General features: G+C 65.7%; 15 protein-coding genes and 1 pseudogene. 4 read left to right on the plus strand and 12 right to left on the minus strand.

The window, feature by feature from the left end; translation table 11 throughout:
* Positions 1-14: 14 nt before the first annotated feature.
* Genes FPZ47_RS01615 through FPZ47_RS01645 form a run of 7 tightly spaced genes read right to left on the minus strand, consistent with a single transcriptional unit; the run spans position 15 to position 7,345 of the window.
* Positions 15-812: an alpha/beta fold hydrolase gene (locus tag FPZ47_RS01615; RefSeq protein ID WP_144945425.1), complete on the minus strand. Its 798-nt coding sequence runs from the start codon at positions 810-812 to the stop codon at positions 15-17.
* A gap of 47 nt (positions 813-859) precedes the next feature.
* Entirely contained in the window at positions 860-1,615 is a 756-nt protein-coding gene (locus FPZ47_RS01620) for an enoyl-CoA hydratase (RefSeq protein WP_144945422.1), read from the minus strand.
* Positions 1,616-1,625: 10 nt separating this feature from the next.
* Positions 1,626-2,768 (minus strand): acyl-CoA dehydrogenase family protein, encoded by a 1,143-nt coding sequence (locus FPZ47_RS01625; RefSeq protein WP_144945419.1) that lies wholly within the window; start codon positions 2,766-2,768, stop codon positions 1,626-1,628.
* A gap of 9 nt (positions 2,769-2,777) precedes the next feature.
* Positions 2,778-4,103 (minus strand): FAS1-like dehydratase domain-containing protein, encoded by a 1,326-nt coding sequence (locus tag FPZ47_RS01630; protein WP_144945416.1) that lies wholly within the window; start codon positions 4,101-4,103, stop codon positions 2,778-2,780.
* Between the two features lie 8 nt (positions 4,104-4,111).
* The gene (locus FPZ47_RS01635; RefSeq protein ID WP_144945650.1) at positions 4,112-4,963 is read right to left on the minus strand and encodes a mycofactocin-coupled SDR family oxidoreductase; all 852 of its coding nucleotides are present in this window, start codon (positions 4,961-4,963) and stop codon (positions 4,112-4,114) included.
* 14 nt (positions 4,964-4,977) lie between these two features.
* Positions 4,978-5,787, minus strand: coding sequence for a crotonase/enoyl-CoA hydratase family protein (locus tag FPZ47_RS01640; protein ID WP_168209328.1), 810 nt, complete (start codon positions 5,785-5,787; stop codon positions 4,978-4,980).
* A 40-nt stretch (positions 5,788-5,827) separates the two neighbouring features.
* The gene (locus tag FPZ47_RS01645) at positions 5,828-7,345 is read right to left on the minus strand and encodes a class I adenylate-forming enzyme family protein (protein ID WP_144945413.1); all 1,518 of its coding nucleotides are present in this window, start codon (positions 7,343-7,345) and stop codon (positions 5,828-5,830) included.
* A gap of 92 nt (positions 7,346-7,437) precedes the next feature.
* Between FPZ47_RS01645 and FPZ47_RS01650 the strand changes: the two genes are divergently transcribed.
* The gene (locus FPZ47_RS01650; RefSeq protein ID WP_144945410.1) at positions 7,438-8,445 is read left to right on the plus strand and encodes an acyl-CoA dehydrogenase family protein; all 1,008 of its coding nucleotides are present in this window, start codon (positions 7,438-7,440) and stop codon (positions 8,443-8,445) included.
* A 3-nt stretch (positions 8,446-8,448) separates the two neighbouring features.
* Here FPZ47_RS01650 and FPZ47_RS01655 read toward each other — a convergent pair whose 3' ends face one another.
* The 3 genes from FPZ47_RS01655 to FPZ47_RS01665 all read right to left on the minus strand — a co-directional run bounded on the left by FPZ47_RS01655 (position 8,449) and on the right by FPZ47_RS01665 (position 12,218).
* Entirely contained in the window at positions 8,449-9,639 is a 1,191-nt protein-coding gene (locus FPZ47_RS01655) for an acyl-CoA dehydrogenase family protein (protein WP_144945407.1), read from the minus strand.
* Positions 9,640-9,668: 29 nt separating this feature from the next.
* Positions 9,669-11,948 (minus strand): acyl-CoA dehydrogenase family protein, encoded by a 2,280-nt coding sequence (locus tag FPZ47_RS01660; protein WP_144945404.1) that lies wholly within the window; start codon positions 11,946-11,948, stop codon positions 9,669-9,671.
* Positions 11,949-12,023: 75 nt separating this feature from the next.
* Positions 12,024-12,218 (minus strand): ferredoxin, encoded by a 195-nt coding sequence (locus FPZ47_RS01665; RefSeq protein WP_144945401.1) that lies wholly within the window; start codon positions 12,216-12,218, stop codon positions 12,024-12,026.
* Positions 12,219-12,441: 223 nt separating this feature from the next.
* On the opposite strand from FPZ47_RS01665, the gene FPZ47_RS01670 reads away from it, so the two are divergent.
* Positions 12,442-13,596, plus strand: a complete 1,155-nt coding sequence (locus FPZ47_RS01670) for an acyl-CoA dehydrogenase family protein (RefSeq protein WP_144945398.1) — start codon at positions 12,442-12,444, stop codon at positions 13,594-13,596.
* Here the strand turns inward: FPZ47_RS01670 and FPZ47_RS01675 are convergent.
* Complete coding sequence (locus tag FPZ47_RS01675) at positions 13,593-14,792, minus strand: amidohydrolase family protein (protein ID WP_144945395.1); 1,200 nt, start codon at positions 14,790-14,792, stop codon at positions 13,593-13,595. The genes FPZ47_RS01670 and FPZ47_RS01675 overlap by 4 nt on opposite strands.
* A 121-nt stretch (positions 14,793-14,913) precedes the next feature.
* Here FPZ47_RS01675 and FPZ47_RS01680 point away from each other — a divergent pair, with 121 nt between their 5' ends.
* A complete protein-coding gene (locus FPZ47_RS01680) occupies positions 14,914-15,228 on the plus strand; it encodes an acyl-CoA synthetase (protein WP_144945392.1) in 315 nt (104 codons plus the stop codon).
* Between the two features lie 29 nt (positions 15,229-15,257).
* Entirely contained in the window at positions 15,258-16,556 is a 1,299-nt protein-coding gene (locus FPZ47_RS01685) for a TetR/AcrR family transcriptional regulator (RefSeq protein WP_144945388.1), read from the plus strand.
* On the opposite strand, the pseudogene FPZ47_RS01690 reads toward FPZ47_RS01685, so the two are convergent.
* Positions 16,522-18,104: pseudogene (locus tag FPZ47_RS01690) on the minus strand (class I adenylate-forming enzyme family protein). The gene FPZ47_RS01685 and the pseudogene FPZ47_RS01690 overlap by 35 nt on opposite strands.

Raw genomic sequence — 18,104 nt, forward strand, 5'->3', positions numbered from 1 at the left:
GTTCATCGCAGGCGTCATCCGTTGCGGATCGCTGCTGCAAGTTTCCGGGGCGCATCAATCATGACAAAGGCTGAGCAGTCGGGGATCTCGATCAACGCGGCATGCGGGAACGCGTCGCGTAGTCGTCGAGCGTGACCCAGGGGAAACAGCTGATCCTCGGTGCCCCACGCCAAGGTGACGGGTCTGTCGAACGCCTCGATCGCCGGCGCGGCGCGCAGTGTGAGGGCCGGATCCAGCGAGGCGGTCACCGTGACGGCGTCGCGGCGGGCCGCTCCGCTGGTGGCGAAGGCGCCGAAGATCTCCCGTTGCCACTCACGAGACGGCGGGTGCTTGGACACTGCCTTGAGGAAGAAGGCCTGCCCGGGTCCGGTGGCCAACAGGCGGACAATTCCGCCACCCACCCGGGAGCTGAAACGGCACAGTTTGACGATCTGAGCGAACGAGCCGGGCGGAAAATGTTCGTAGCTATCGCAATTGGTCAGTAGCAAGCGGGCGATCCGGGATGTGTCCAGCGTTGGATCACCCAGCGACGCCAGCACCAGACCGCCGCCGGTGTCGTTGGCCACCACAGTGACGTCGGTCAGATCGAGCGCTTCCATGAAATGCACGACGCGCCGCGCGGCCGCCTCAGCGCCGAGGTCGGCGCCGTTAGTGGGTGTGCTGTGGGCGCCAAGCGGCCAGGTCGGCGCGATGCAGCGAAACCCAGCACCGAGTTCGGCCACGACGTCGTTCCACACTGCACCGGTGACATAGACGCCGTGCACGAACAGGATCGTCGGACCCGTTCCAGCGTCGGTGTATTCGATGTCCAAGCCGTCTACTCGTACCTTCTTGGTCGTCACGTCGGTTCTCCTCGTGATCAATGTCCGCCAAACTCGGGGCGCCGTCGTTCCCGGAAGGCGCGCGCACCTTCCCTGAAATCAGCGGTGCCGATTAACGCCAACTGCCCCTCGGCTTCGATCGCTTGCACCGGCTCGAGTGCGCCGAGCGTCGCCGCGGCCAACGCGCGCTTAGTCCAGCCGAGCGCCAACGTCGGACCGCTGGAGACCGACCGCAGCACGTCGTCCAGCACCGACTCGTAGTGGTCCGCGGAGGTGACGTGCGAGAGCATCCCCCACTCGAATGCGGTCGCCGCGGTTATCTTTTCAGCCGTCATCGCCATGCGCGCCGTGCGTGCTCGCCCGATCAGTCCTGGCAGCAGCGCGGACGCGCCGCCGTCCGGCATCAGCCCGACCCGGGTGAAGGCCAACTGAAAGTATGCCGAGGGTGCGGCCACCACCAGATCACAGGCCAGCGCGAGTGGGCATCCGAAGCCCACTGCAGCGCCGTTGACGCCGGCAACCACGGGCTTGGGCAGCCCGACGATCGCCCGCACGACTCGGTTGGCGGCTTCGGCGGCGCCTGCGGTATCACCGCCGGTGAGGTCGCCACCGGAACAGAACGCTCGGCCGGCGCCGGTGAGCAGCACCGCGCGAACTGAGTCGTCCGACTCGGCGCCGCGGATGTGCGTCGACAACTCATCGAGCATCGGCGTGTCGACGGCGTTGAGCTTCTCCGGCCGGTCCAGTCGAAGTCGCAGGACGGCGTCGCCGCGCTCGACCGAGATGCCGTTCATCACAACAGAATCACAAGCCCAAGTCGCGGCCAATGATGTCCTTCATGATCTCGGTGGTGCCGCCGAAGATCGTCATGATGCGGTTGTCCAGGTAGTCGCGTGCAACCCGGTATTCCGTCATATAGCCGTATCCGCCGTGCAACTGCACGCAGCCGTCGATGACCTTCTTGGCGGTCTCGGTGCACCACCACTTGGCTTTCGACGCCTCGACCGCCGTCAGTTCACCGTCGACCACAGCCTGCAGGCACCGGTCGATGTACTGCTCGCCGATCTCGAGCTCGGTGTCCATCTCGGCCAACAGGAACCGGTTGTGCTGGAAACTGCCGATCGGCTGGCCGAAGGCTTTGCGGTCCTTGGCGTACTGCAATGTCTGCCGCCAGGTCTCGCGCGCACCGGCGATGGCTGAGATGGCGATGGACAACCGCTCCGACGGGAGGTTGTGCATCAGGTGATAAAAGCCGCGCCCCTCTTTGCCCAGCAGATTCGCCGACGGCACCCGCACGTTTTCGAAGGCCAGCTCGGCGGTGTCCTGGTAGTGCAATCCCATCTTCTCGAGCTTGCGGCCGCGGCTGAAACCCTCCATGCCCGCCTCGACCACCAGCAGCGTGAAGCCCTTGTGGCCGGCGTCGGGGTCGGTACGACACACCACCACCACCAGGTCGGCGTTGATACCCGAGGAGATGAACGTTTTGGCGCCGTTGATGATCCAATCGTCGCCATCGCGAACGGCCGAGGTGCGGATACCGGCCAGGTCGCTGCCCGCGCCAGGCTCGGTCATCGCGACCGCGACGATCAACTCGCCGCTGATGATGCCCGGCAGCCAGCGCTCCTTCTGTTCGTCGTTGGCCAGCGACGAGAAGTACGGCCCGACAACGTCGTTCTGCAGGCTCAGCGACGGTGCCGGCCCACCGTAGCGGGCGATCTCCTCGTCGATGACCGCGTTGAACCGGAAGTCGTCGACTCCCCCGCCGCCGTACTGCTCGGGCATGTTGAACCCGATCAGGCCGTACTTGCCGGCGGCGATGAACGCCGATCGGTCGACGAGGCGGTCACTCTCCCATTTCTCGGCGTTGGGCACCAGCTCACGTTCGATGAACTGCCGGACCGTCTCGCGGAACGCCTCGTGCTCGGGCTCCATAACGAGTCTTTTCATGTGTTGGTCTCACTCTCCATACAGTCGTCGCATCTCTTCACCGACTTTGCCAGACACTCGCGACACGACCTGCGCGCCCCGCCTTCGCAGGTCGGCGTCCGGGATCGGCAGCACCACCGCACCGGATGTCTTGGACGGCAGCAACACCTTGGCGGTGCCCCGCGTGGTGGTTTCGTTCCGCTGGCTGGTGGCGAAGACGTCCAATGACACTGGGTCATCAGGCCCGTCACCCTTCGCGGTGACCGTGCCGGTGCACCGGTGCACGTCGCCGTGGTAGTTGAAGCCACGCAGCTGCAGGTCCATCTCGGCCAGCCAACCATCGTCGCCGATCCAGTTAGTGATCAAATGGCTCACCCATGCTGCGCGCATCTGTCCGTAGTCGTAGGGCGCCGGAATACCCAGGGCCTGAGCGCGTGCGGCATCCCAGTGCAGTCGTTGCACGACATCGGGGACGCCATATTCATCGGGCTGGTAGAAGGCGGGCATCCGCTTGCGCAGTTGGTGGGCAAACTTCAATGGCCCCACGCCGTAACCGCCCCAGCCCCACCCCATGTGCATCGAGATGATGTCGACGACGGTCAACGGCCCCTTGATGATTCCCGGAAGCTCGTCGCCGACCGAGACGTCCTCCCACCATTGCGGATCGGCGCCTCGCCGTCGTTCTGCCTCGTACTCTTCCTCGACTTGGGCGAATTCCTCGGGAGTCCAGTGCTTGCGCTGTATGTCTTTGAGCTTGCCGGACTTCTTCGAGCCGTGACGCTCGGCGTTGATGTAGGACTCGTCGCGGGTCGCGATCGGGTTGCCATCGATGTCGACGTAGAGGTACCGGTAGGTTTCCTTGACCGAACGCCCGCCGGAGAATTCGCTGTCCTTCACCTGGACGTCGAGGGTGTAGTTCTCCGCTAACACCGGCCGACCCGGATAGATCGGGCGGTACCACGTCCACTTCACCCCCGAGTAGTACTTCCCGGTCCCGCGAAACAGACCGCGAAAGAGCTTCTTTCGCTCCGGGTCGGTGAACTTCGGGGTTTGGTCCAGGCCCGTCGTTATCGGGAAGGTCGGCGATGCGATCTGTCCGTGCCAGCGTGTGGTCGGTCCGTAGGCCGGATCGTAGAACAGCGGGTTGTCGTCACCGCAGCCGAACGCGAAGTGCGTGATGGCATCGGCTGACGGCAGCTTGTGCCACGCTTCGTCGCGCTGGTGAACGGGAATTCCGATCTGCCCTTTGGCCCGTTCGATGTCCTCGTCGGTGATGCGGCCCTCTTCAGCGGCCAGATCATCCCCCGTCGCTTCGCTCGCCCCCGCGTCGGCACCGGGCTTTTCTGTGGTGGTCATCGGTCCTCCTAGAACTTCAGCATGGCGCCGGCGTCGACCTTGAACTGCAGGCCCGTCACGTACCGGGACTCGTCAGAGGCCAGGAAGCACACCGCGTTCGAGATATCCAAGGCCTCGACGTACGGGGTGGGCATCGCCTGCATGGCGGGGAACGCCAGCAGGGCGTCGTCGCGGCTCGGCGCCTCGAGGTCCGGCCGGAACTGCCGGTACATCGGCGCACTGTTGAGCATCGACGTATTCACGTTTGTGGGATGAATGACGTTGGCGCGGATGGATTGTGGCGCCAGTTGCGCGGCGAGCTGCAGAGTGTAGGAATCCACCAGCTGCTTGGCGTAGCTGTAGCCTGCGCCGCCCGGGCCCTGCGGGCCGCCCGCCCCGGGGGGCTGTGTGGCAGCGATGAGTCCGGCGACCGATCCGGTGGTGATGATCGACGCTCCCGACTTCAGATACGGCAGCGCGGCGTGGACCGTGTTGACCACGCCGACGAAGTCGACGTCGAAGGCATCGGCGAAGGCCTGAACCGGCAGATGAGCACCCAGCGGACAGATACCCGCGTTGGCGACGACTACGTCGAGTTTGGCGAATTCGGCCACCGCGTTGGCTAGTTCGCGGCTTAGCGTCGCGCGGTCGCGGACGTCGACCTCGGCGGTATACGCCTTGCGACCGGTCTTCTCCACCTCCAGACCGGCTTCCTCGAGATCGCGCGATGTCGCCAGCGGGTACTCGTTGGTGTCGATGTCGTGACAGATGTCGAAGAGGATGACGTCCGCGCCCTCCTCTGCCAGCTTGACGGCGTGGCTGCGGCCCTGGCCGCGGGCGCCCCCGGTGATCAGAACGACTTTTCCTGCTACGCGTCCCACGCTCTCCGCCATGCTCAACGTGCCTTCCATTCAGGGAGACGCTTTTCAGCGAAGGCCCGCGGGCCCTCCTTGGCGTCTTCGGATTTCAACAACTCGGTGAATTCGCGAGTCGTGCGCTCCCACTTGGGTTCCTCCGCGCCGATGATCCCGTTGTCTGCACCGTAGGCGACTCGTTTGCTGGCTTGTACCGACAACGGCGCGTTGCAGGTGATCCGCGCGGCGAGTGCCAGGGCGGCTTCCACGACGGTACCGTCCGGTACGACCTCGTTGATCAGGCCCCACCGCAGCGCGTCGGCCGCGGACATGGGCTCACCTGTCAACACCAGCTCAAGCGCGATCTTGCGAGGTAGCTGTTCGACGATCCGGAACACGCCGCCCGCCCCTGCGATCAGGCCGCGCTTGACCTCGGGCAGCCCGAAACTTGCGCTCTGGCAAGCGATCACCAGATCACTGGCCAGAGCGAGCTCGGAGCCACCGCCGAGCGCCGTGCCGTTCACCGCGGCAATCGTGGGTTTGTCGATGAAGTGATGCACGTAGCCGGCGAATCCCCATTCGGGATGCTCGGCGTGGTAGAGGTTTTCACCTCGCGAGACGGCCTTGAGATCGGCTCCGGCACAGAATGACTTCTCGCCGGCACCGGTGATGACGACCGCCCGCACCTCGGGATCGCGCTGCGCCTCCTCGAGCGCGTCACCCACGGCCGTGCTCACCGCCCCATTGACGGCGTTGCGCGCGTCAGGCCGATTGATGGTTATCAACGAGACGTTGCCGCGCAGCTCCACGCTGGCCGCCAAGCTTGCCACGTCGGTCGCAGTTTCGGTCACTACGGTTCCTTTCCAAGTCGATGGTTGCCTGATAGGCGTTTCAGCCTGCACCGGCTGGTTGGACAGTGCTCGCGCCGAGCTCGTCGAACATCGTGAGCAGCCTGCGCCGGTCGACCTTGAGCGCCGCTCCGCGCGGCAACTCGTCGACTACGAAGACGCGAGCGGGCACCTCATAGGGCGTCAGCGTCGCCCGGCAGTGCTCGCGCAGCTCCTCGCCTTCGATGGCCGCCCCGGGACGCAGTTCGACTGCGGCAACCGGAATCTGGCCCAACCGCTGATCGGGCACGGGCGCGATGGCGGCATCTGCGACGGCCGGGTGCGCACGCAGCGCCCGGACCACGGTCTCCGGTGACACCTTGAAACCGCCCCGCACGATCACGTCGTCCGCGCGACCGTCGATGTAGAGGAAACCGTCTTCGTCGAGATGCGCCAGGTCACTGGTGGTGACCCAGTCACCGGCTTGACCGGCCTGCGGCGTGGCGACCTGCAGCCTGCCGCCCTCGTTGGCGCCAAGGACGGCGCCGTCCTCGTCTACGACTCGCAACCGCACGCCGGGAAAGGCACGCCCGACGCTGCCTTTTTTGTCGGTCCATCGCGCGTGGAAGTCCTTGACGGTCCACCCGGCCACCGCGCCGGAGAACTCGGTCGCGCCGTAGACGACCAGGATCGGGATGCCGTACCGCTCGAAGAACGCATCAACCAGTGCCGGGTCGACGGCGGCTGTCCCCGCGTTGATCGCGCGGATGCTCGCCAAATCCTCGCGCGGGATGTTGGAGTCGAGCACCGATTGCATGGCCGCCGGGGGCAGTCCTGCCACCGCGGGCCGATACTGCTTCACCACGGCGTGCCAGCCCGGCACCGTGAATCGGTCGAGCATCGCGACCGGGCGTGCTGCGACCAGCGACTGCAACAACGACCACAGCCCGCCGATGTGCATGATCGGCAACGTCACCAGGCCCACGGTGCCCGACAGCGGCGGTTTGGTCCTGGCGTCGGCACGGTCGTTGTGCTGCAACGCCGACGCGAGGGACGCTTCGAGCTGTGCGCGGGTCAAAGGAATGCGTTTCGGAGCGCCGGTTGTGCCTGAGGTCAGCATCTCGATGGCCACCGCTGGATCGCCACCGGCGGCCTCCCGGGTGCCCCTGCTGTGCAGGGCGATCGCGCCGTCGTCCAGATTCCAGCCGGTCGCCCCGAGATCGGCAACGGTGCGGCTGAAGACGTCCTCGGACCACAACGTGGACGGCGCAAGGACATACGAGACGCCGGACGCCGCAAGGTCGGCGCTCAGCCGGTCCGGCGGCTGCAGCGGGCTGATGGTTACCAACGCGCGTCCGCCCCGGAAGATGGCGATGAGCGCCGCGACCGACTCCATCCGATTGGAGAGCACGACGGCTACCCGCCCGCCCGTCTGACACCCCGCGGCACTCAGTTCCTGGTCGATCCGCTCGGTGAGCGACCTAACGGAACCCCACGACGTCCAGCGTCCGTCGCACTCCAGCATGCGGTCGTGGTCGTTGGCGTCCCAAAGCCGTCCCAGCGCGTCGTGGATGCTCGTCATCGTCACTTTCCGAATCGGCTCTCGCAGCGAAAGCCCGTCATCTGAACCTAGAGGACATGGTTTACTAGGTCAACTTAGTAGAAGGGCCATCGATGGACTTCGGCTTGACCGACGAACAGGACCAACTCGCCGCGGCGGAGCGCGCCTGGCTTACCAAACACGACCCCATCGCCAGGGTCCGCGAAACGCTGGACTCGGCTGCGGTCACGGTCGATTCCGCGGTCGTCGCGCACGCGGCAGAATCGGGTCTTCTGGAGCTGCTCACTCACGAAATAGGCGGCACGCATGTGGATCTCGCCGTCGTGACCGAGCAGCATGGATTCGCGGGGAGCTCGCTGCCGGTCGCCGATCTGACCATTGCCGCGTGGCTGCTCGACGGCATCGACTGCCCCACCGAAGACGGCGAGCTGACCGGAGTGGCGCTCGGTCCTGACGCCGCTCTCGATGGCGATGCGCTGCGGCTGACAGGCGTCACCCGTCCGGTGCCGATGGCAGCCGACATGGACTTCATCGCGGTGGCAGGGCAGTTGGGCGATGGCGAATACGTGACGGTCCTCAATGCCCCGACGTTGTCGGTGATGTCGACGCTTGACCTGAGCCGTTCCTGGGCGCGGCTGGACCTCGACACGACGACCGCGGAATGGAAGCCGCTGCCACCCGGCACGCTGGCCTTGCTGCGCGACGCTCTGGCGGTGCACCGGGCGTTCGACGCGTTGGGCGCGGCAGCCCGGCTGCTCGATATGACCGTGTCTTACGCCGGCCAGCGGGAACAGTTCGGCACGCCGATCGGCTCGTTCCAGGCCGTCAAGCATCACTGCGCCGACATGGCCGTCGCGGTGGAGGCCGGCCGGGCCACGTTGTGGGCCGGGGCTCTCGCGCTGGACACCGCACCGGTCGCTGCGCGGTCCCGGGCCGCGTCCGCGGCGGCGGCATACGCCAAGTCCGCTGCCGCGAAGGTGGCCGGAACGGCCCTGCAGGTGCACGGCGGCATCGGATTCACCTGGGAACACGATCTGCATCTCTTCCTGCGCCGGATCAAGGTCGACGAGGCCTTCAACGGGAGCGTCGCAGAACTCCGCGCGGCACTGCTCGGCGCCTGACATTCAGCGCCGATCCCGCGGCAGCGCCAAGCCCCGCTCGGCGATCAGGTTGCGCATGATCTCCGAACTGCCGCCTGCGATCGTGTAAGCCCGGGCGTACAGCCACTCGTCCTGCCAACGGCCGCCGTCGAGCGCGCCCGGGTCGCCCTCCACCAAGATGCCTGCCTCACCGCCGAGTTCAACTGCGAAGCTGGCCATCTCGAGATTCAGCTCGCTGAACATCAACTTGGCCATCGCGCCGTCGTGCATGCGTTCGGTGCCACGCAGCCACCGCGTGAGGTTGGCGTAGGTCAGCGCCGACAGCGCCTCCACTTCAGCGCTGAACTCGCCGATGCGATCACGGACCCGATCGCTGTCGATCGCTGGACGACCGTCGAGGTGGACCTGCGAGGCGAGTGTGACCAGTCTGTCGATGGCCAACCTCAATTTGACGACCGCGGCGCCGACGCTGGTGCGTTCGTGCCCCAACGTGGCGTTCGCGATGGCCCAGCCCTGTCCTGGTTCTCCGATCATCGCCTCAGCAGGTACCTCGACGGAATCGAAGAAAACTTCGTTGAAGTCAGAAGTGCCGGTCAACTCGCGCAATGGCCGAACCGTGACGCCGGGCCTCGACATGTCGAGGATGAACGCACTGATGCCTTTGTGCTTGGGGGCGTGGGAATCGGTGCGCGCCAACAGATATCCGTAATCGGCCCAGTGCCCGTCGGTGGTCCACACCTTCTGCCCGTTGACGGTGTAGGTATCACCGTCGAGCACCGCCCGGGTGCGCAACGACGCCAGGTCGCTTCCCGCGCCCGGTTCACTGAACAACTGACACCACAGCTGTCGACCCGCGCGGATCTCGGGCAAGTGCCTGCGCCGCTGCTCATCGGTGCCGTACTGGATCAGCGCATGCGATGCCAGCGCGTTGCCGTTCGGCACGCCCGGCACCGCGGCCCGGGCCAATTCCTCGCTCACCACGATGGCGTGTTCAGCGGAGCGATCGTCGCGACCACCGAACTCCCCCGGCCAGTCCGCGCCGACGTAACCGGCTTCGAACAGGCGCGCCGTCCAGTCCTGAAGTGCCTTGAGTTCAGCTTCGTTCTCGGCGCTGCGCACGCCCGCTCGTGGTGGGATGGGCGGTGCATGCTCGGCAATAAACGCCCGCACTTCAGCGCGGAAGGCCTCCATTTCGGCACCCATTCCGTATTCCACGTTGCCGTCTTCCTGTTCGATGTGACGTATTAGCGGCTCAGCGCCAGCAGTTCGCCGGCGGCGTGGTCTCGCAGCGCGTCGGCACGGCCGACCAACACGGCGTTAGCCTTGGCGCGGCGTAGCAGCAGATGACTGGGATGCTCCCAGGTGAACCCGATGCCGCCGTGGATCTGCAACGCACCCTCGGTGGCCATCACCCCGGCGTCGAGCGCGGCCGCGGCGGCCAAATCCGCGATGTACCCCGACTTCTCGAGGTCAACTTCGGCGGCTGCGAGCACTTGGCTGCGGGCGCCTTCGAGCGCGACTAACATGTCCGCGCATCGGTGCGAAACCGCCTGAAAGCTGCCGATGGCGCGGCCGAACTGTCGCCGTTCGCGTGCCCACTGAACGGCCATCGCTAGCGCGCGCGAAGCAACACCAATGGAATCCGCCGCCACGGCTAACACCGCCTGACGGCGAGCCGTGCTCAGCACTCGAGCCACGTCGTTTCCGTCGGCGAGCACCTCACCCGCGGCCGCGGTGAAGGTCACCGAGCCGATGGTCGCGGTCATATCGAGCGGTTGCTGAGCCGTCACGTCGACGCCTTCTGCCGTGGCGTCGACCGCCACTAGAAGCTCACCGACGCCGTCGGCGACGCGAGCCAGCACCACCAGAACCTCGACGTTCGGCGCGCCTGCCACGATCGGGATCACACCGGAAAGACCCGACCCATCCCACTCGGGTAAAACGGGACCGCTGGTCACCCAGCCACTGTCGTCGACGGGCACGCCGAATGCGGCCGCCGCGCCGGCAGTGATCCGTTGCACTATCGCCTTTGCACCACAATGCAACGCGACGCCGAGTGCGATGACCGTCGGAACGAGCGGCGCAGGTGCCAACGCCCTCGCGGCCTCCTCGATGGCGGCGTACAGCAGACGTGGCCGGGCGCCCGCTCCGCCAAGGGATTCCTCGACCGAGAGACCTGGTAGACCGAATTCGGTGAGTGCCGACCACACTTCGGGCTCTGCTGTATCGATGGGACGCTTGCGGTCGAGCAATGCCGCTTCGTCCACCGTGGCCTGCAGTGCGGCCGCCAATACCTCGCGCAGCTCGCGTTCATCCTCCTCGGGCGCGGCCAGTGGTGCGCCAGGCGCAATGGCGGCTGCGCGGCTGCCCTCGCCTCGGTGCGACGGCAGCCCGAGCACACTCTCGGCGATGGTATTGCGCTGAATCTCGGCGGTACCCGCGCCGATCGTGGTCGCCCGGCTCATCAGGTAGCCGAACGTCCAGCGCCCGCTATCGACGGCGTCGGGTGCCCGGCTGCCCAGGGCCGCATAAGGACCCGCTGCGCGCAAGGCGAGCGCGTGCATGTGCTGCTCGAACTCCGACTTCACCAGTCGGTTGACCGATGCCACCCCGCCAGGATCTTCGCCGCGCAGCACCGCGGCCAATGCGCGGGCGCTGTTGGCGGCGATGGTGCGAACCCCAGATTCCAGCCGCGCGACGTCCTGGCGAACCATTGGGTTGACGTCGAGCCCTTGGGAGACAACGAGATCGATCACCCGGTCGACCGTGCGTCGGTACTTGAACTCGTCGGCCAGAAAAGCAGTCGCCCGCTCGTGGCCCAGCGACGTTCGCATGATCGACCAGCCGGCACCCTCCTCGCCGACCACGTTCTCGACCGGCACCGCCACGTCGTCGAAGAAGACCTCGGTGAAGTGCGCGGCGCCGCTGATGTCGCGCAGTGGACGCACCGTAATCCCCGGGCTGTTCATCGAGATCAGCAGATAGGTGATGCCGTCGGAGGGCTTGTCCCCCGAACCCGTCCGCACCAGGGCGAACATCCAGTCGGCGCGGTCGGCCATGGTGGTCCACACCTTCTGGCCCGTCACCCGGTACACGTCGCCGTCGCGGACCGCGCGGGTGGACAGTGACGACAGGTCACTGCCGGCTCCGGGCTCGGAAAACCCTTGGCACCAGAACTCATCAGCGCGAAGCAGCGGCGTCAGGAATCGATCCTTTTGCTGCTGCGTGCCGTGCGCGATCAGCGTCGGGGCCAGGATGAATGACAGCGGACACGGATGCGGCGGTGCACCCGCATCGGTGGTCATCCGGTAGTAGTCCAGCTGATCGACTAGCGGCAGGTCCAGCCCACCGACCTCGCGCGGCCACCCCGGGGCGGCCAGCCCGTGATCGACGAGTTCGGCGTGCCAGGCCCGGGCCACCTCGATGCGGTCAGGCTTGGTACCTGAGCGTGCGGCATCCGCCCGCCGACGACGGAAGTCGGTGAGGCGCAATTCGAGCCGGCTACGCCAATCAGCTGTCTGCATGACACTCCACAAAGTAAACTTGGTTAACTATGTCTGAGTGTGCCGGTTAGCGTGGCCGATTGGCAAGCACGCCGATCAGCCGTCTTCAAGGATGAGTGCGAGTTCGGGGCATGCGGCGACCCCGTCCTTTGTGGCCTGCTCGTCTTCTGGCCGCACCTCGCGCTCCTGGAGGATGGAGTAGCCGGAGTCGTCGATCGGGAACAACTCCGGGTCGACGGCGTAGCACTGGGCGTGACCCACGCACTTCGACTGTTCGAGGCGGACTTTCATACGACCTCCCTTTGCTCGACTGTTTCCCAGGTGGACGGTTCGTCCAGCTGTCAGCATAAGACTAAAGCTTTAACTATTTCGAACGACCGACGACAAATGTTGATTCTGACATTAGTGTCAATCTGTAAGAGGGCATATATGCTGACCTAGTGCGTATTGAAGCCCAACGATCACGGCGCGCCCGCCATATTCTGACGGTTCTGTCCGGTACAGGGACACTGCGATGACATCTTCGCTCACTGAGGAAGAGACCATGCTGGTCGAAACGGTACGAACCTTCATCGACCGCGACGTCAGGCCCACGGTCCGCGAAGTCGAGCACGCGAATGAGTACCCGGAAGCGTGGATCGAGCAGATGAAACGCATCGGGATCTTCGGGCTTGCCGTGCCCGAGGAATACGGCGGTTCGCCGGTATCGATGCCCTGCTATGTGCAAGTGACCGAGGAGTTGGCCCGCGGCTGGATGAGCCTGGCCGGTGCGATGGGCGGACACACCGTGGTCGCGAAGCTGATTTCGTTATACGGCACCGAGCAGCAGAAACAGAAATACCTGCCACGCATGGCGAGCGGGGAGATACGTGCCACGATGGCGCTCACTGAACCCGGTGGCGGCTCAGACCTGCAGGCGATGACGACCACCGCCCGAGCCGAGGGTAGCGACCTGGTGATCAACGGTGCGAAGACCTGGATCAGCAACGCTCGCAAGTCCGGCCTGATCGCACTGCTGTGCAAGACCGATCCAAAGGCCGTGCCACGCCATAAGGGCATTTCGATCGTCCTCGTCGAACACGGTCAGGGTCTCACCGTCTCCCGCGACCTGCCCAAGCTGGGCTACAAGGGTGTGGAGAGTTGCGAACTGTCGTTCGAGGATTGCCGCGTACCCGCCTCGGCGATCCTTGGAGACGAACCCGGCAGAGGATTCGCGCAGATGATGAAAGGCCTTGAAACGGGCCGTATTCAGGTGGCCTCGCGGGCATTAGGGGTGGCACGCGCTGCACTCGAAGACGCCCTGAATTACGCACAGCAGCGGGAGAGTTTTGGGCAGCCGATCTGGAAGCACCAATCAGTCGGAAACTACCTGGCCGACATGGCCACCAAACTGACCGCCGCCCGCCAACTCACCCGCTACGCCGCCGAGAAGTACGACAGCGGCGAACGCTGCGACATGGAGGCCGGGATGGCCAAGCTCTTCGCGTCGGAGGCTGCCATGGAAATCGCGCTCAACGCCGTTCGAATCCACGGTGGCTACGGCTATTCCACCGAATACGACGTCGAGCGCTACTTCCGCGACGCACCTCTGATGATCGTCGGCGAAGGCACCAATGAGATCCAACGCAACGTCATTGCCGCACAGCTGGTCTCGCGAGGCAAACTCTAGACGCCGGCGAGTTGCCGATCGTCCGCTTTCACCCGCGGGAAGTTGAGCATCCGGCGGGCGTTCTCCTCGACGATCAGCCTGCACTCGTCGTCGGGCACCTCCGCGAGCACCTCGGCGGCCCGCTTGCGCGAATTCGGCCAGTTGGAGTCGCTGTGCGGGAAGTCGATCTCGAGCATGATGCGGTCGATGCCGATGCTGTGCCGGTTCTTCAGGCCGTGCTCGTCGTCGATAAAGCAGCCCCAGAAGTGCTTGCGGAACAACTCCGACGGACGGGTGTCGAAGTCGATCTTCTGGTAGTAGCGGTGCCGCTCCCACACATAGTCGGTGCGCTCCAGGATATAGGGCACCCAACCGATGCCGCCTTCGGCCAGCGAGATCTGCAGCTCGGGGAATTGTTGGAGCTTGCCAGAGAACAGCAGATCGACGGTGCTCCACATCAGGTTGGTCGAGAACAGCGCCGTCGCCACGGCAAAGGGGGCGTCCGGCACGGTGATCTGACCCGCGATCGGCTTGACCGACGAGAACGAGAAGCCCGGCACGTAGGAGCCGGAGCCGAAGTGCAGCGAGACCGGCATCTTGGCCTCGGAGCAGACCCGCCACAGTCCGTCCCAGTGGTCTGAGTGGAACGACGGGAGACCAAGGGGCACAGGACTATCGGGGAACGAAATGGTCCTGGCCCCCTTGGCGGCCACCCGCTCGGCCTCCGCGATGCAGGCATCGATGTCCCAGGTCGGCAGGATCGCCAGCGGGATGTAGCGCTCAGGGGCCACCGCGCACCACTCGTCGATGTAGAAGTCGTTCCACGCCTTGACGCACAGCAGGGCTAGCTCTTTGTCGTCCGCGCGCTGGAACGTGCCGCCGCCGAATCCGGGGAACGACGGGAAGCACAACGCCGACTGCACACCGTCGAGGTCCATGTCGGCGACCCGGGCGACAGGGTCGTAGCAGCCCGGGATCATGTCCTCGTAGCGGACGGGGTCCATGCCCCACTCCTCCGGCGGTTTGCCGGCGACCGCGTTCAGGCCGATGGTCGGGAAGACCTGCCCGTCGTAGTGCCACAGATGCATGCCGTTTTCCTCGACGATGCGCGGGCCCTGTTCGAGGTATTTCTGCGGCAACCGGTCCTGCCACACCCTTGGGTGCTCGACCAAGTGGTCGTCAACGGACACGATCTGGTGGTCATCCTGAAGCGGCATGATGCTCCTTCGCATCTGGCGAGCTGTCGTACGTTTCTGACGCACCGTCTTGTTTTCTGACGGTTCGTCTCACACACTATATGATGCACGCCACATTCGTCTAGCAGTTGAGAGGCGCGACATGGAATCCACGGACCGACCCGCCGACGGCGCAGGCCGCGACAAGGTCGATGAAGACGACCACGACCTGTTGACCTTCGGCGAAGCGGGCGAACGGCTTCGCATCGAGATCGCCGCCGCCGCAAGGGAAGTGCAACGCCTCACGGGATCCGGGCCGATCGATGAGCTCGAGAAAGCCCAGGCCCGCCTCGATGCGCTACGGTCGGCGGCTTCCCGCAACAGCGCGCAACCTATCAACGACGCCAACTTCGAGAAGTTCTTCGGCTATCCGGGCAAAGCCAAACGCAACCTGCCCGGAACGCCGTCTGCCCGATGACCACGCAGTCGGCGCGGGATACTTTCCCCATGGCCCGCACTCCCGACAAGCTACGGCGCCCCGGCTACGCTCCCGGCACCAATGCCGGTGTGGGGCGACGCGGCCTGCACACCCGCGACCGCATACTCAGGTGCGCCGCGCAGGTTTTCCTGGCCAACGGGTTTCACGCCACGTCGCTTGACGCCATTGCCAAAGCGGCCCGCACCTCCCGCGCGACCGTCTATCAATACTTCGCCGGCAAGGAGGAGATCTTCGGCGAACTGAGCGCGGTGGCCGGGCGCGATGTGCTCGCACACGGCGAACAACTCGGTGGACTTGGCCCTACGGTCGACGGGGTGGAGGCGTTGCATCGCTGGCTGGTCGAGTGGGCGGACATCTACGACACCCACGCCGCGGTGTTCGCCGAATTTCCGGGCATCGGCACGGCCACCGGATTGGCCGTCATCGATGCCAGCCCCGTCGCTGACCGGTTCCATGAGACAGTCACCGATCGGCTGCGGCGAACGCTCCTGCGCGATCTGGAAGCCGACGATGCGGCCGCGGCACTGGGGCGGATCCCGCACATGGTTCATCTCTACCGGTACCGCGCCATGTTCCCGTTGCCCGTTCGCGCCACCGTGACCCGGTCGTTGACTGTTGTGCTGCAGCTGATGCTGTTCCCGGAGACCCCGGCAGACGTGCTTCAGGCGGTAGCGCCCCAGGTAACACATGTGTCCGCGCGAACCTCGGACCCCGCCCTCGACACTGCCGCGGCGACACCGGCGGTCCTCGAGGCGTCGGGCTCTCCTATTCCGCAGGACGTGCTGTCGGTCAGCTCGGCATTGTTCGCCGAACGCGGCTACTACGCCGTCGGCATGGAGGAGATCGCGGCCGCCGCCGATGTCAGCCGCGCGACCTTGTACCGGTACTTCAGTACCAAGGACAAGATCCTGGCCGAACTGACCCGCCGAGCGGTCGCCGAGATCGAGAAGCACGCCGCGGCCCTGCCGGTTATGGCCACCGGTTCACTGACCGCGTGGATGCTTGGCTACGTCCGATTCCATCGCGCCTACCGCGGCGTGATCCGGGCGTGGTTCGACGGCACCGTGGCCGAACAGCTCTCCGATGCGGATGTCGATCACGGCATCGGCGCGATTCACCAAGCGGTTGCTGCGCTGCTGTCCACAGTCGACCTGCCCGCGGGCATCGACCCCGACGTGGCGTGCGCGGTGTTCGTGGCCGTCCTGGGCCGGATGTCCGAGCCGACGGCCGAGGGCGCGCCGGGCACCGACGAGCGGGCCGCGGAGTTGATGGTCAATCTGTTGCGCCGTTCGCTCCTGCGCTCTTGAAGTCGGCGCGCAGTCGCTTCTTGTCGACCTTGCCGCTGGGCAGCACCGGGAGGTCGGCGACCAGCACCAGTCGACGCGGCACCTTGTAGCGCGCCAGCCGGTGCCGCACGCCTTCTTGCACCGTTGCCAGGGTCGGTGATGCGCCGCTGCGCGGCACCACGATTGCGCAGACCGCTTCGCCCCACTTATCGTCGGGCACCCCGACGACCGCGCAGGCTGCCACCCCGTCAACCGCACAGACCGCATCCTCGACCTCGGGCGAATATATGTTCTCCCCGCCGCTGATGATCACGTCCTTCTTGCGGTCCATCAGATAGAGCAGCCCGCGCTCGTCCAGCCGACCCATGTCGCCGGTACGGCACCACCCGTCCTGCAGCGTCGCCTGCGTCGCCACTGCGTCCTCCCAGTAACCGCGGAACATCGAGTCGGACCGCACCACGATCTCACCTGCCCGCCCCACGGGCACGGCACTACCGTCCGCATCGACCACACGTACCCGTGTATCGGGAAAGGGGAAGCCAACCGAGCTCAGCCGCTCGGCGGCGCCGGGTTCGTCGAGGATGTGCAGTTCGCGGGGCAGTCCAGAGACGATGACTCGGTCTGCCCGTAGAGGTTGAGGAAACCCGCGTGGGGCAGCAGGGCGAGCGCCCGCCGCAGGGTGGCCGCGGTCATCGGTGCGGCCGAATAGACCACCGTGCGAACCGATTCCACCTCCGAGCGATCGCCCACCACATCGAGCAGTGCCCTGAGCATGACCGGCGCCAGGTGCAGAACCGTGATCCGCTGCTCGGCGATCAGCCGCAGCGCGTCGGCCGGGTCGAATCGTTGCTGCAAGACCGAGGTTCCGCCGCGGGCATGCAGTCCGCCGAGGATCCCGAGCGCGCCGAAGTGAAACATCGGCATGTTAATCAGCCCGCGATCGGTGCTGCCGCAACGCATCTCGTTGTTCATCGTGAAGACGACCCGGCGCATCTCACGCTGTCCGAGGATGCAGCATTTGGATGCGCCGGTGGTGCCGCTGGTGAACAGCAGGTACGCGATATCCTCTGGCCGGGCAACGAGTTCCGGCTCTCCGCTGGGGTCTTTTCCAAGGCCCCCCGCAACGAATCGCTCGTAGGCGGTACTCCCCGGTGGCGCGTCTCCCCCGATGGCCACCACCATCGGCGCCGACGCCATACCCGCGACGAGATCGGTGATCACCGGCACGAATTCCTCGGCGCAGAACACGATCGACGGGGTGACGCGGCGCAGCGCATCATCCATCTCCGATGGCGACAGCCGGAAGTTGATGGTGGCCATGATGATGCCGCTGAGCTGAGCGGCCGCGTTCAGTTCGCCGAACTCGATGCTGTTGCGGCTCAATACCGCAATGCGATCCTGGCGCTTCATCCCGGCCGCGGCCATGGCTGATATCAACCGGACTGCCCGGTCGCGTAACTGTGCGTGGGTGACGGCGCGCCTGCCCTGCCGGTAGGCGATGACGTCGGGAAAGCGGACCGCGTTGTCGGTCACGATGTCCCCCAGCGTCAAGTCGTCGACCGCGGCCAT

Origin of the sequence: Mycobacterium helveticum, assembly GCF_007714205.1 — a bacterium.
In the GTDB taxonomy this organism is placed as follows: domain Bacteria; phylum Actinomycetota; class Actinomycetes; order Mycobacteriales; family Mycobacteriaceae; genus Mycobacterium; species Mycobacterium helveticum.